Annotated in this window: 11 protein-coding genes, 1 tRNA gene and 1 riboswitch; of the genes, 4 read left to right on the top strand and 8 right to left on the bottom strand. The window is 64.9% G+C overall.

Going from position 1 to position 13,830, the window contains the following annotated elements; translation table 11 throughout:
• Window positions 1-167: 167 nt before the first annotated feature.
• Both FHS28_RS04930 and FHS28_RS04925 read right to left on the bottom strand, forming a co-directional pair.
• The gene (locus FHS28_RS04930; RefSeq protein WP_088448824.1) at window positions 168-1,064 is read right to left on the bottom strand and encodes an FAD-dependent oxidoreductase; all 897 of its coding nucleotides are present in this window, start codon (window positions 1,062-1,064) and stop codon (window positions 168-170) included.
• Window positions 1,051-1,536, bottom strand: coding sequence for an RrF2 family transcriptional regulator (locus tag FHS28_RS04925; protein ID WP_088448825.1), 486 nt, complete (start codon window positions 1,534-1,536; stop codon window positions 1,051-1,053). Before FHS28_RS04925 ends, FHS28_RS04930 begins: the two co-directional genes overlap by 14 nt.
• A gap of 87 nt (window positions 1,537-1,623) precedes the next feature.
• Window positions 1,624-1,872, top strand: a riboswitch (cobalamin riboswitch).
• A gap of 117 nt (window positions 1,873-1,989) precedes the next feature.
• Between FHS28_RS04925 and FHS28_RS04920 the strand changes: the two genes are divergently transcribed.
• From FHS28_RS04920 to FHS28_RS04910, 3 genes are all read left to right on the top strand, one after another.
• Complete coding sequence (locus tag FHS28_RS04920; protein WP_246409492.1) at window positions 1,990-4,206, top strand: TonB-dependent receptor; 2,217 nt, start codon at window positions 1,990-1,992, stop codon at window positions 4,204-4,206.
• Between the two features lie 219 nt (window positions 4,207-4,425).
• Complete coding sequence (gene gntA / locus FHS28_RS04915; protein WP_221193705.1) at window positions 4,426-5,109, top strand: guanitoxin biosynthesis heme-dependent pre-guanitoxin N-hydroxylase GntA; 684 nt, start codon at window positions 4,426-4,428, stop codon at window positions 5,107-5,109.
• Window positions 5,102-5,710, top strand: coding sequence for a DUF1989 domain-containing protein (locus FHS28_RS04910; RefSeq protein WP_088448828.1), 609 nt, complete (start codon window positions 5,102-5,104; stop codon window positions 5,708-5,710). The genes gntA and FHS28_RS04910 overlap by 8 nt, the downstream gene beginning before the upstream one ends.
• Window positions 5,711-6,026: 316 nt before the next feature.
• Here FHS28_RS04910 and FHS28_RS04905 read toward each other — a convergent pair whose 3' ends face one another.
• Complete coding sequence (locus tag FHS28_RS04905; protein ID WP_088448829.1) at window positions 6,027-6,815, bottom strand: SDR family NAD(P)-dependent oxidoreductase; 789 nt, start codon at window positions 6,813-6,815, stop codon at window positions 6,027-6,029.
• Between the two features lie 396 nt (window positions 6,816-7,211).
• Between FHS28_RS04905 and FHS28_RS04900 the strand changes: the two genes are divergently transcribed.
• Window positions 7,212-7,964, top strand: coding sequence for a hypothetical protein (locus tag FHS28_RS04900; RefSeq protein ID WP_184294162.1), 753 nt, complete (start codon window positions 7,212-7,214; stop codon window positions 7,962-7,964).
• Between the two features lie 688 nt (window positions 7,965-8,652).
• On the opposite strand, the gene FHS28_RS04895 is transcribed toward FHS28_RS04900, so the two are convergent.
• The 5 genes from FHS28_RS04895 to FHS28_RS24550 all read right to left on the bottom strand — a co-directional run bounded on the left by FHS28_RS04895 (window position 8,653) and on the right by FHS28_RS24550 (window position 13,712).
• The gene (locus FHS28_RS04895; protein ID WP_088448832.1) at window positions 8,653-9,171 is read right to left on the bottom strand and encodes a site-specific integrase; all 519 of its coding nucleotides are present in this window, start codon (window positions 9,169-9,171) and stop codon (window positions 8,653-8,655) included.
• 67 nt (window positions 9,172-9,238) lie between these two features.
• Window positions 9,239-9,937 (bottom strand): DUF6538 domain-containing protein, encoded by a 699-nt coding sequence (locus FHS28_RS24725; RefSeq protein ID WP_375140720.1) that lies wholly within the window; start codon window positions 9,935-9,937, stop codon window positions 9,239-9,241.
• Window positions 9,899-9,974, bottom strand: a tRNA-Ala gene (locus FHS28_RS04890). Before FHS28_RS04890 ends, FHS28_RS24725 begins: the two co-directional genes overlap by 39 nt.
• Before the next feature lie 88 nt (window positions 9,975-10,062).
• Window positions 10,063-12,132, bottom strand: coding sequence for a hypothetical protein (locus FHS28_RS04885; RefSeq protein ID WP_184294160.1), 2,070 nt, complete (start codon window positions 12,130-12,132; stop codon window positions 10,063-10,065).
• A gap of 470 nt (window positions 12,133-12,602) precedes the next feature.
• Window positions 12,603-13,712 (bottom strand): NlpC/P60 family protein, encoded by a 1,110-nt coding sequence (locus FHS28_RS24550; protein WP_310736736.1) that lies wholly within the window; start codon window positions 13,710-13,712, stop codon window positions 12,603-12,605.
• Window positions 13,713-13,830: the final 118 nt, after the last annotated feature.

Raw genomic sequence — 13,830 nt, 5'->3', positions numbered from 1 at the left:
ATGTCCTGCATCCGGGTGACCTGGGCTGCGGGGCGGCGCCGGAACACGCTCGCATCTCCGTCACGCTGGTGAACAGCCTGACGCCGATGGTGCTGGCTCCGATCTTCGTCGTCTGGTTTGCGCGCAGAAGGGCATGCCCTTGCGGAGACACCGGCGGCGGGGTCCGGTCACACCATCGACTGACGATGCGCTGCAAAGGCCGCCATCGCGCCATCCGCCACCGCGAGCGTCACATTGCCGGCCGCACGCGCCGCATCTCCGCAAGCGAAGACATGAGGGATGCTGGTGGCTTTGGACTCATCGACGTGGATGAAAGGTCCCATCGGGCCCGCCTCGATCCTGCATCCCAGCTGCTCCGCAATGGGGCTGGTGAGCGAAACGCGGGGTTGCGTGAACAAAGTGTTCATTGACACGGTTCGACCGTCTTTCAGGACGACGTCGGCCTCGCCTGCAATGCGGGCGATGGGGACTGGCTCGATGCGCGTGCCGCGACGGATCATCGCGGCCATGTCCTGGTCACTTGGGGTATAGCTGTCATTGAGAAACAGCGTGGTGGGGCCCCAATCCGGCAGCATCAGACCCTGGTGCAGGGCCAGTGCCGAGGCAGCAATGATGCCGATCGGTCCGGCATCCGCCTCATAGCCATGGCAATAGGGGCAATGAAACACCGTACGTCCCCAGCGGTCCGCCAGGCCCGGCACGGCGGGCAACTCGTCCTGGACGCCGGTCGCAATGATGAGGCGACGGGCCCGTACCCTCTCCATGCCCACCTTGAAGCTGAGTGCGCCGTCTGTGTCCAGCCGGGCATCATCAGCCACGCCGTGGAGCCACTCCACATTCGGATAGTTCATCAGCTGCTCGCGTGCATCCGCGGCGATCTCCGCGGGGGCTCGTCCGTCCTGCGTCAGGAAGCCATGGGAGGCGCCCCCTGCGGCATCCACGAACCGATTGCGGCGGCGGCCCGCATCCACCACCAGGACGCGGCGACGCGCGCGCGCCAGTTGCAGTGCCGCGGCCATTCCCGCGTAGCTGCCGCCAATGATGGCAAAGTCAATCGTCTTCATGAAGGTGGTGCTCCAGCTGATGGGGTTGGGTGGGGCCTTTGGCTTTTTGCTGCGTCATGCGCCGGTGAAAGTCCGCAGACAGTGTGGCCAGCGTGATGTCGCCAAATCGTTTCAGCAGCAGCGCTTCGGCATCCTGAATGACGCCGCGCATGGCGTCATTGACGGCGGCGGCAACCAGACAGGTGGGGTGGTCCTCGCGAAAGCCGAGAGAGATCAGTCGGGGCTCCCCCAAAGCCAGATACACGTCCCCGAGGGTGATGCGTTCCAGGTCACACCCCAGCGCCCAGCCGCCGCCGTGCCCTTTGCCGGAGACCACGAAACCGGCACTGCGCATGCCGGCCATCAGCCGTCGCAGGACCACCGGGTTCGTGCCCATGGCTGCCGCCAGCGCCTCGGATGTGGTGGGACCGTCCCGCTCCGCCATGTGAAGGAGTACGTGCAGGATGTCGGACAGTTGAAAATTCTGACTCATGCAACATTATGAGTTTCTTGAGTTGACCCGGTTCGTGTCGGGGTCATCGTCAGGGCGGAATGGCCATCCAAGCCCAGCTACACTCGCGCCCTAATTTCAGTCGAAGGTGCCCAGCCGCTTGGCGGCCGGGTTAAACGGGAAACAGGTGCGCGCCAGAACGGCGCCAAGCCTGTGCTGCCCCCGCAACGGTCGGCGGTTGAAAGCGTCTGAGGTCGGAATCACTTCCGGCAGCCACTGGGCTTGCAGCCTGGGAAGGCCAGAACGCCAGATCGGGACATCCATCGATGTGCCGGTCGCGCCGCGAGCCCGGATACCGGCCTGCGACTGCTCCGGATGCTGCGGGGTGCGGCGCGCCGGCAGGGCTGCGCGCTCCGCTGCGCAGCCTCGCCCGTGCTCATGCCTCAGCGCCAACTCTGAACCACCTGCGGGGACGCAGGGAAATGGACTGTTGCAATGAACACATCGCGTGAGGTCGCCCGTCGTTTCACTTTGTCGCGCGGCAAAGGAATGAATCGCCGCCGGGGCATTCCTTTCATCCTTCATCCCGCCATACCGGCTGGCATTCGGCCGGTCCTGCATCCCCTGGCATTGGCGGGACTGCTGCTTTGCTCGCCCGGCGGATGGGCGTCGACACCCGAGCCTGGATTGATCGAAGGCGATCCCCGGAACCTGACGAATGCCCCGCAACTACCGGAACAGCGGACACTGGACACCGTGCAGGTCCACGGTCGTCACTACGACAACGGCGTTGGCAGCTCCGATGCGGCTTCGCAAGGCAGCATTCGTGCTGAGCTGCTGAAAAGCCGTCCAGCCCTTCGACCCGGAGAGGTCCTGGAGTTCGTGCCGGGCCTGATGGTGACGCAGCACAGTGGAGACGGCAAGGCCAATCAATACTTCCTGCGCGGCTTCAATCTGGACCATGGCACCGACTTCGCAACTTCGGTTCAGGGCATGCCGGTCAATATCCCGAGCAATGCCCATGGCCAAGGCTATTCCGATCTGAATTTCCTGATGCCCGAGCTCGTCGATCACATCGACTACCGCAAGGGGCCGTACTTCGCGGCGAATGGGGATTTCGCAGCGGCGGGCTCTGCGGATATTCACTACCACCGCAGGCTGGACGCGCCCTTGGTCTCCTTGACCGCGGGGGAGGGTGGCTACCGCAGGGGCTTGGTGGCCGGAAGCCACGAGCTTGGCGCAGGCATGCAGTGGATGGGTGCTGCCGAGCTGATGCGCAATGACGGTCCGTGGGCGGTTCCCGAGGGGCTGAACCGTCGCAACCTGGTGATGACCCTCTCCCGAAAAGCCGGGCCGGACGAGTGGGCCGTCAGCGTCATGGACTATCACGCGCATTGGCGATCCACAGACCAGATTCCCGAGCGGCTGATTGAAGCCGGGACGTTTGAAGGACGCCCCTTCGGACGATTTCATGCGGTAGACCCGAGCGATCGCGGCAGCACGTGGCGCACCAGCGTGTCAGCCTCCTGGGGGCGAGATGAGGAGGGGCGGCAGTCCCGGCTCGCCGCCTATGCCATCGACTATCAACTGGCGCTCTTTTCCAACTTCACCTATGCGATGGACCGTCCCGAGCTGGGAGACCAAGCCTCCCAGCAAGACCATCGGAAGGTCTATGGCCTGAGCGGGAGTCAGGCGGTGGAGCACTCGCTGGGGACGTGGCCTGCACGGACGGAATTGGGCTTTCAGGTGCGGCAGGATCGCGCACGCGTCGGTCTGTTCGACACTGAGCAGGCGGAGATCAGGAACGTCACGCGGGAGGACCGAATCCGGGAAACGATGCTCGGGGTCTATGGGCAGACGAGTGTTGAGTGGGCGTCCTGGGGGCGGACGGTCCTGGGCCTCCGCGCAGATCAGGGCCAGTTTCGGGTGGATCACCTCACGGGTGTGGGGAACTCGGGAAGTGCGCGACAGACGCTGGCGTCACCGAAACTTTCCATCGTGCTAGGCCCATGGAAGCGGACCGAGCTGTTTCTGAATGCCGGGCGAGGGTTCCACAGCAACGATGCCCGGGGCGTCACGGCGGCCACCGACCGTGCGCCGGGACTGGCGAAGGCCAAGGGCTATGAAGCTGGCATCCGGACGGAATGGGTGCCGGGATTGCAAACGTCGATCGCTGCGTGGCGACTGGATTTCGATTCCGAGCTGGTCTACGTGGGCGATGCGGGGACGACGGAGGCGAATCGACCGAGTCGGCGGCGCGGTCTCGAGTGGAACAACCGGTATGTGCCGTTGCCGTGGCTGTTGATTGACGCGGATTTCGCCTGGACGCATGCCCGATTCGCAGATGCTGATCCAGCAGGGAACCGTATTCCCAATGCGGTCGACAAGGTGGCCTCGATGGGGGTGTCGCTCAAGGATCTGGGCGCATGGTCGGCCAGCCTCAACTGGCGGTATCTGGGCAGTGGGGCGCTGGTGGAGGACAACCGTGTGCGGTCCCGTTCCTCATTGACGACCAATTTCCGGATCAGCAGACGATTCGCCCACCAGACGGAGCTGACGCTGGATGTCTTCAATCTGGCGAATCGGAAGGTCAACGACATCGAATACTTCTATGAGTCGCAACTGCCCGGGGAAACCGCGCCCGTGGCGGACCGGCATGTGCATCCGGCGGAGCCCCGAACGCTGCGGATCACGCTGCGCCGGAGCTTCTAAAGCCATGTGGTGAGCGGCCGCACCGTGAACGTTTCGGTGCGGATTGCGCGCCGTGCATTAGTTCGAATTTCGCGTGGGACAAGGACTACGTACCTGCCGGCCCATCTCCCACCGGCAAACCGCTGAAAGCCTCTCACGACGAATGGAGCGACGCAGATAAGGTGAAGTCATAGCAGTACATGAGCCCAAACACCTATGACTTCATCGACCCGTTGCCCCATGTCCGGCGTCAAGCCCGGCGCTGGCGCCGCAACTCATCAGCGCCGCTTTGACGCATTTGTCGATCAACCCGAATTTCCGTGCGTCGGCGCACGGTCGGCTTTGCACACGGGTCGGCTCCGGCATGCCAGTCACGGAACGATGGGGTCGGTGGCCGCCGCCCAAGCGTTGCGGCGTGACTTGCGTGCATTTTCGGAGGAGTTCCCGGATCCTGGCAATCAACCGGTGAGCTTCGTCGCCTTGTTCGACGATGTCTTTGAAGACGAACTGGCGTTCGAGCGTCGGCTCTGGGAGCATCTTCAAGTGGTGCACGATCTGGATCGTCAGGAGTACGCCTGGGATGCCACGGTCAGCGATCACCCGTCAGACGAGCAGTTTTCGATGAGCATTGGCGGCCGGGCTTACTTTGTGGTGGGCATGCATCCGAAAGCGTCGCGTCTGGCACGCCGTTCGCCCATGCCGTGCCTGGTCTTCAACTTCCACAACCAGTTCGAGTCGCTCAAGGAAAGCGGAAAGTACGGCACCATGCAGAACGCGATCCGTAAGCGCGATCTCGCCCTGCAAGGTTCGATCAATCCGGTTCTGGCGCGTTTTGGTGAATCGTCCGAGGCACGCCAGTACTCGGGTCGCGAGGTGCCGGCGGACTGGGTGTGTCCATTCTCGGGAAAGAAAGCTCATGTGTGACGCCTCCCATGGCCGATGCCGCATCGCGCCGCAAAGCGGCACTGCCTTTACCCTCAACAAAGGCGATGTGCTGCGCATCATCGATCCGATGGGGGAGCAGGTCGCGGATCTGTTTGCCTTCCACCGGGACGATCACAACTGCGTGCTGTCTTCCGGTCGCAGCATTGACTATGCGTCCAAGATCTATCTGAGCACCGGCGATGTGCTGTATGCCAATGACAGTCGGCCGATGTTCACCATCGGTGAGGATCAGGTGGGGCGACACGATTTCCTGCTCACACCCTGCAGCCAGGAGATGTTTGAGATCCTCTACAAGGTGAAAGGTCACCATCCGAGCTGCTTCGAGAATCTCTATACCCACCTGGCCCCGCACGGGATCAAGCCGTCTCAGATCACCACGACATTCAATGTCTTCATGAACGTGCGGGTTCGGGAGGACGGGGTCGTGTCCGTCGAGCCGCCGACGTCCCGGGCAGGGCAGTGGGTCGAGCTCAGGGCGGAGATGGATCTGCTGTGTGGACTGACCGCCTGTTCGGCCGAAGGGTCGAATAACGGGAGCTTCAAGCCGATCGAGTATGAGATTTTGAGAGCGAAGGGCTAACGCGTGAGTGGCGACTGCTCGCACCAAACCGATCGGCCTCGTCTCGAGGGAGGTCAACCGTGACGGCGGAATTGGACGGTACCGAGCGTCGAGTGCAGACCACCCAGATACTGCGTGGGATCCTGCCCTGTGAGAGTGGCCCGGATCAGGTTCTGATGGGCCACCCCCGCCACGGCGCTCACGCCGGGACCGCCTGCGGGCCCCGTGCCTGCAAGGATCATCCGTCGGACGCGTTCAGGCTCCTGGAGTGCGCACGGAAGATCGATTTTTCGAGGGAGTTCGACATGACGGAAGGGCGAGGCGTCGGGGCGGCAGCTCAGGCTTGGGGGCGATAGCGGTCTGCGGCTTGGGCCTGTCGGATGTCCGAAAGCAGACCCTGACGCGCGCCTTCCAGGGCGTCCCAGCGCTCCGCCACATGCAGCGGCGGAATGGTGACCAGCTCCCGTCGGTCATACCCGATCAGGGCGGCATCCACCAGTTCACGCACGTCCATGACCTCCGGCAGAGTATTGACGTCAATCCCGGCGCGCTCCCAGATTTCGGTGCGCGTGGCGGCTGGCAGCACTGCCTGGACATAGATGCCCTTGGGAGACAGCTCGAGATGCAGGCCCTGGGACAGGAACAGCACAAAAGCTTTGGTGGCGCCATACACCGTCATGCCGAATTCGGGCGCCAGTCCCACCACCGAGCCGATGTTCACGATGGTGCCCGTGCCGGCCTCTACCAGCCGCGGCGCGATGGCTGCAGCAAGCCGGGTCAAGGCCGTGACGTTGAGAGAAATCAATCGCTCGATGTTTTGCGCGCTTTGCCCGACAAATGCGCCGGACTGCGCCATCCCAGCGTTATTGATGAGGACGCCGATCCGCGGGTCATTGATCAAGCGGGCTTCGACGGCTGCCAGGTCTTCTGGCTGTGTGAGGTCTGCCCGCAGCACATCAACCTGTACCTTGTAGTTCTCACGAATGCGGGCGGCCACCGTCTCAAGCCGGCTCTCATCCCGGGCGACAAGGACCAGATCGTGTCCTCGCTGTGCGAGGCGCTCGGCATAAGTGGCGCCAATACCGGTGGAGGCGCCGGTGACGAGGGCTGTGGGAAGTGTGTTCATGTGCGTGATTCCGGGTGGCGTTGGCCGTTTGTTGGATCAGTTCGACCAAGGGGTCAACTGGGTGGAGTCCTGTAATGATGATGGTCGAAATCCAAAAAGTCAATAGTTTGATTACGTCCGTCATCAATCTAGAATGTGACAAGACACGCGGAACACACCACATGCGTCCGATTGGCCTGCGCCTGTGCCTTGGTGATCCTCAGCCCGCTCACACACAATCTCCGACGACGTAACAACCTCGTGCCGGAGCTCCAGTGACCACCCCAGCGCAAACCGCCGCTCAGACTGCGGCCTCCCAGTGCAAATTTGATGTGATGGCCCGCAGGTCGTATGGAATAACTACGGTGGTGCTGACTTCGCAGAGCAGCAGGCACGCAAAGCACTAGGAGCGGGACATTGAGGCCGCCAGACGACCTATCCAGTCTCAAACATCTGCCTCTCGTGCTGGGCGCGGCGGGGGCCTTCGTCATTCCGGCCATGTGGGCGTTCGTGCCCGACAAGCCCGCACTCGTCGCGATGTCGGTGGTCATGGGCGCCGTGTTCCTGGCGTCTGGGCTCTACCTCAAATACCGGGCCCGCTACTCGCCTCGAGAAGCCTTGTGGGCGGCCGTGCTGGCGCTGCTGTTCTTCGGCAGTCTGCTGGTGGTGTCCACGACGGCCTTGGCCTGGCGAGCCCAGCGCCCGGATATGCAACCCTTGGCACTCGGGCTGGCTGGGCTCATGTGGGTGTGCGGCATGACCATCGGCTTCGTCGCTGAACGTCGTCGGATGCGAGTCTTAGATGCTGTCACCGGTCTTCCTGCGCCACTCGCACCTCTTGTAGATTTGCAACGACACCGCGTCCTGCCGCTCCCTTCGCCGCCTCCTCCTCGCGCCGCGACCGTGGCCGCATTGACCGCTTTGGTCCTCAATGTCCCGCTGCTGCTGCAAATGGGGGGCTGGGAGGCCAACGACGTCGTGTGGTTTGCCATGCCCGCCATGGCTGCCACGGTAACCATGGTGCTGGCATCCGGGTTCGGTCCGGCGCTGGCCAGGGCGCTGGCGCTTCTGGAATTGGGACGCCGCGTGGGACGCCCACTGGTCACGTCGCGTCTGGAAGAGTTGCAGGCGCTGCGAAGGGGATTCTGGCTGTCCCGCTGGCTTGCGTGAAAACTGCCGGGGCTGTGCGGTCCGCGTCGAACAAGGACCTGGAACGACGTGGCGCTAGCCCTCAATGCAGCACTGAGCGCGTGTCAGAGCTAGAAGCGCTGACAAGAGCCGACATCCGGTGGTCCGTGCGTTGGAAACATGGCTGGCACCGGGGGGAACTCGCCGCCTGGGCTCGTCAGATACCCCCTCGGATTTTTGTTGTGAACATTCGGCCCCCCCTCAAGGGACCGCGATAGGTCCAGTCGGCGGGCTTGGGGAAGAACGACGCCCAGCCGCCTCCTCAGGTGAACCGCGTTCGCGAGCCGCTGAGCCGCAGCCTGAGGGGCAGCGATGTCGCCAGGTCTACGAGAGAACCTCCAGCGCCCTTTCCCGATAGAAGTCGTCGCGGAGCGGCAAAGCGGATCTCTTCACCACATCTACCGCTCCGGAAAGGGCCAGTACAGTCGCATTCCCCTTGTGCTCCCTGAGGGCCACGCAGTCCTCCTTAAGCGCTACCGCTTCGACCAATATGGGCCGCGGCCCGTTCGGCATTGCGACCTTCGTGTAGAGACTGGCATGGAAGGGGTCAGGACTGAATGCCAGCCCGCCTTCGTTGACTCCCTCCAGACAACTGCGCCAAAGGGTCACATGGGGGCCCGAGCGCTGCCACAGCTCGCCCTTTCGCGTGTTTCGCCGGTTCACTGTTGAGTCAGAGGAGCCCTTCGGCCTTCACGCGGGGCCAAGGGTTGCCGCTCAGCCGGTCTTGCTCGTCAGCCTCGAAGCGAAAAAGCGTGCCCACCCAATCAAGCCGGTCCTTGACAGACTTGGGCGCAAGCCCCTTTGTGCGGTAATAGTCGTGGAGCTGTAGTGCGTGCTGCCGCGTGACCGTACTCAGGCGGGGATTTCCGCATGCCTCCTCGAAGGCTTGAACAACCTCCAGTCCTCGGGCAATCGTCTTCGGAGCCAGTTTGCCGCCTCGCCGCGCCGGTTTCAGCTTCCACAACTCGAACAGGTCCCGGAGCGTCAGCAAATGTCCGGGCTTGTCCTTGGGTGGTAGGTCCTCGACCACTACCGCGGCTTGCATCACATGAGGGGCCTCAGTTGGTGTCTCGATCCAGGCACCAGCATCGCGCTGCACGGCCTTCGCGTTAGCCAGATGGTAGGCCCGCAGGCACTGCAGCAACGCCTCGCGTGCATCGGGCCCGGACCAGTCCACGGCAAGCCCCAAGCTTCGGCTGACCTCATTGGCCAGGGGCCGAATAGCGCTGACATTGCGCCGGGCGACGTTGATGGCGCTATCGGCAGTGGCTCCCGCATTCCAGTTCGCCAGGGCTGCCCCCTCGGCCTCGCTCAGGCCCCCAAGCGGGGGTCACCCATTGGCGAAGTGGCCGGACGCGCTGTAAGCCCTGCTTCGTTGATCTGCAGGGGCTTGAGGAAGGTGAAGGAGGGTAGCAGCTCCGCCAGCTCAGGCGGGGCCTCCTCGATGGTCTTACGGGCTTGGCGCAGCAGCATGCCCGGGCAGCCTCGGGGAAGTCGCGCGCGTTGTCATCCGCCTGCAGGACCCAGCGCCGCAACTCGGCAGCGATGGCGGGGCTCAAGGCCACCGGCTGGGGCCTGGATGCCTTGCGCAGCCGGGCGAACTTCTCGGCCCACTCCGCCTGGAACTTGCGGGCCTTCTCGTTGGCTTCCCGGAGGTCGGTGGTCTGCAGCGATATGCGGATAGCCCAGGGCCTGGAGAAGTGCTCGCGGAGGTCCTTGGGGGCGCGGAGGCAGAACCAGTAAACGGAGGAATCAGACCGGCGAGTGACGCCGGGAAACGGGTCATAGCAGTGTTTGTCACACGGCGAAGTTACACGGCCTGCTTCGTCAGTGCCACTACCCGAGTCCTTGTCAGGACTGGAATCCCAGAAAAAACAAAGGGTTGCAGCCTTTCGTTGCAACCCCTTGGGTATTGGTGGTGGAGAGGAGGAGGATCGAACTCCCGACCTTCGCATTGCGAACGCGACGCTCTCCCAGCTGAGCTACCCCCCCAACACGCAAAGAACTATAGCAAAACCGCCTTTCGCCACGCATTGACGAAACGGGGGTTTTCCATTGCTTGCATTGCACAGGCCGCACGCTACCAGCGGCATCCTTTGCCCTTCACGGCGTCGCGCGCCAGTGGGACGACCGCCAGCACGCCCATGTCGGCATACGCTTTCCGACATTCCTCCTGGCCGGCCCGCTTGAGCTCTTCCGCCAGTTTGTCCTTGGGCTCCGGCGGCACAGGCATCGCCTGAATCACGCCATTGGCGTTGCCGCGCGGCAGTGCGGGACCCCGTTGCGACTTCAGGGTGAGATCCAACTGCTTGGGTGCATTCGGCGGCGTGGAGGCGGGTGTTGCGACGTCCTGCCCCGTGCGGGACCCTGCGTCCGGCGCCCCCACACTCGGCTGCGTGGTGCTGGGGGAGGACGAGCCGTCCAGCGAAATCCGGTTGGCAGGCGACGGCGGTGCGGTGCTGGGCGTCGTCACCGCCGACGGGCGTGGCAGGGACGAAGGCGGGACTGCCGCAGCGCTGGGCGGTGCCACCGTGGGCGCTGCGGGAGACGCAGGCATCGGCGCTGGGGTTGTCGACGATGGCGGTGGCGCCACGGGCGGCGAGGGGGAAGGCTGCACCTGTGGGGGCGATGGCAATGCCGATGATGTGGGCGGTGTTGTGGTTGGCAGCGTGGGTGTAGGCGCAGTCGTGACCGGATTGCGAAGCGCGTCCGGCGGTGGGATGGAGGAGGGCGTTGCCGCGGGCGTGGGCAGGGGCGGGCTCGCGGCAGCGGGCGCCACCGTCGCCGGTGAAGGCGCTGGCGTCTGCACTGGCGTCGGTGTTGCGGGGGGCGCCGGCGTCGGCTTGGGCGCGAGGCTCGGCAGTGGCGTCGGGGCGGTGAGGGCCGGCGCCGTCGGCGGCGTCGCGGTATTCAATCGCTCGGTGGATGCACGCGGGACGCGCCGCACCGTGGCGGGTGTATCGCTCAAGGTGGGTTTTGGAGGTTCCGGCAACTGCAGCGCCGCCGGGGCAGGCAAGGGCGCCTCTGTGGCGGCTGGTTTGGCCTTGGCGTTCGAAGCCGGTGACACGGGCTGTCGCTCCATGCGGCGCACAGGCTCGGCCGTGTCGGTCAGCGTCGGCCGCGGGGGCTCGGGCAACTGCAATGCAGCCGGGCCTTGCAGCGGTCCTTCCGCTTCCGGCGGGGCGCGTCGATCCGCCTGCGTTCCGGGCGCGGCCTGGCGTTCAATCCGGCGCAAGGAGGATGAGGTGTCGCTCAGCGTCGGACGCGGCAGTTCAAGCGCAGAGGGCGCCGGCAGCGGGGCTTCAGAACGCGACGCTGGCAGCTTCTTGAGTGACTCGCCGGACGGCTTCAGGCGGCTGACCTGAGGCGCTGTATCGGTCGGCAGTGTCAGCGTGGCGGTGGGCGTTTGGGGTTCGGTGACGGGCGAGGGCGGCGTGGCGGTCGCCGTGACAGGCGGTGTCACAGGCGGAAGGACAGGCGCCATGACAGGCGGCGGAACCTTCGAAGTGTCTGTTGCGGTCGTCGTCGGCGTTGTCGCGGCCCTCTGCGGATCTGCCGCTGCGGGCGTCGCCGTCGGCCGCGGACTCGGAGGCGTGGCCGCCGTCGTTGTTTGCACCGGGGGCGGCGTCGTCGTCGGCGTAGGTCGAGGCGACGGTATCGCATCCGCCCGCTCCCTCGTGACAGGCGCAGGCGCGACAGGCGGCTTCGACGACGTGTCGTCCGCCGCAGGCTTCGCTGGCGGCGTCACCGGCGCCACCTGCGCCCGCGCAGCCGCCTCATCCTCTCCGGTCAGCCGCTCCCCCGGCGTCTGCCGCCACTGACCCTGCCGAGCCGCGCCGGGCGCTTCATCCGGCTTGGGTGCATCGCGCCGCACGGTGCCGCCGTATCGCTGCTCTCGCGCCGTCCCGACCGGCCCGCGCTCCGGCACGATCACGGCCGGGTCGCCGGACCCCTTCTCGAACCGATCTCCCTGCAGGCGGACCGTGATCGGCCCCCACACGCCTTCGCCCGGCTTGGCGTTACCCCCGGGTGCGTTCCCCACCACCAGCACCACCAACACATGCAGCAGCACCGCCAGCATGAGCGCAGAGCCCAGGTGATCTGGCGGGCGGGCAGGGGTCGGGAAGGGGAAGGAGAGAACGGCGGACAAGGTGGCTGCAGCGGTCAGGAGTCGCTCCAGCCGCAGCATAGCCGGGAACCAGGCTGCGCCTTCAACCGGGGAGTGGACGCGGGGCCTCTGAAAGCTGCTCGGTTACCCGCATGGGCGCGATTGGGGCTTGTCGCGCAGGAGCCCGAACACGTCGCGCATGGCGGCGGTTGGACGGGCTACCGTCAGACGCTCAGTGGCCCAACTGCAGTCGTCCAGTGCCTCATTGGCAGAGGGTATGGAGCTCTATCGGCAACGACTGATGGGTGATGAGCGAAGGGCGCTGGGCGCTGGGCGAAGGGCCGATGCAGCATTTCGCTCCAGGCAGTAAGGCCGTCACATCGCTCAGGCGCAAAAAAGCGGCGCATGCGCCGCTCGTTCAGGGGAGACATCCGCCCGTCACCCTCTCGGTGACGAATCAGCGGCGATTCAGCGGCGATTGATGAGCCGCGATTGGAGGGCGCTGGCCCGCTTCAGGTATTGGGCGCCTGCGCCAGGTCCGCGCGGCGAGCGCCGGTGAAGCGCTTGGCCCAATAGCTCTCACGCATGTCTTCCACCCGCACCGCACCACCCGCACGCGGCGAATGGATGAACTTGCCTTCACCCACGTAGATGCCCACATGCGAGAAGGTGGCGCGCATCGTGTTGAAGAACACCAGGTCGCCCGGCTTCAGATCTTCCTTCTTGATGGAGATCAGCTGCGACATCTTGGCCTGCTCATCGGCACGCCGAGGCAGCACCAGGCCCACGCTCATCTCGAAGATGTGGCGGGTGAAGCCGCTGCAGTCGAAACCGTTGCTTACAGAATTCCCACCGCGCCGATACGGCACGCCCAGGAAGTTCATGGCGGACAGCACCAGATTCGATGCCCGGTCCCGCACTTCATTCAGCAGGCTGGGGTTGCCGGCCATGGCGGCATTCTCTGCCTGCGTCTGGGCGGTCGCCTGAGCGACGATGCCCTGCTGCTTCAGGAAGCGGTTCACCGCATCGTTGGACGTGGCGCCTGCAGCACCCATCATCGCCGTGGCGGGCAGCGCTGGCGCTGCGGCGGCCATCATGGTGTTGGCGGCCGTGATGCTGGTCGTGCCCGCGGGGGTGTTCTGTGCCGCAGCCAGGGAGGCCAGGGCCGGCGTGCCGGAAGACAGGGTGCCCGCCTGCGCATTCATCGCAGCGGTCGGCTGGGGCAGCACCACGGCCGCACCACCGGCCACGCTGGACAGCGCCGCCGTGCGCATCAGGCTTTGACCGTAAGCACCCATCATCGTGCCCGGGGGCGGGGTCAGGTCTGGCGCGCGTGCTTCCACCTTGTCGGTGGACTTGGCTTGCGTCTTGTCCGCAGCCACCGGGGCGTCGGGCTTGTCCGCCTTCTCTGCCACCGGCTTGTCGGCGCTCTTGCCGGAATGCTTGCTCTTGCTGCTGTCCTGCTTCGTTTGTGCGCTCTTCGCCACCTTGGTGGTCTTCGAAGACGACTTGGCGCTCTGCTTGCCCTTGCTCTCTTTCGAGGCGGACGCTTGCGCGGCGGTGCCTGAAGCGCCTTCCCCGGCCTTCGCCGTGGGTTGCGCCCAGCAACTACCGGCCGTCAAGGCGCAAATCAGTCCCAGTGCGGCCGTGGCGCGCTGGACTTTTTTGCGGTGAGGAGCAGAGGAAGTAGAAGGGACAGTTCGCATCGTTATTGGGCGCGGAGCTTAAAAAGCGAAACCG

This window comes from Roseateles terrae, assembly GCF_014192155.1.
In the GTDB taxonomy this organism is placed as follows: Bacteria; Pseudomonadota; Gammaproteobacteria; order Burkholderiales; family Burkholderiaceae_C; genus Roseateles; species Roseateles terrae.
This window is presented reverse-complemented; position numbering and strand designations above follow the sequence as displayed.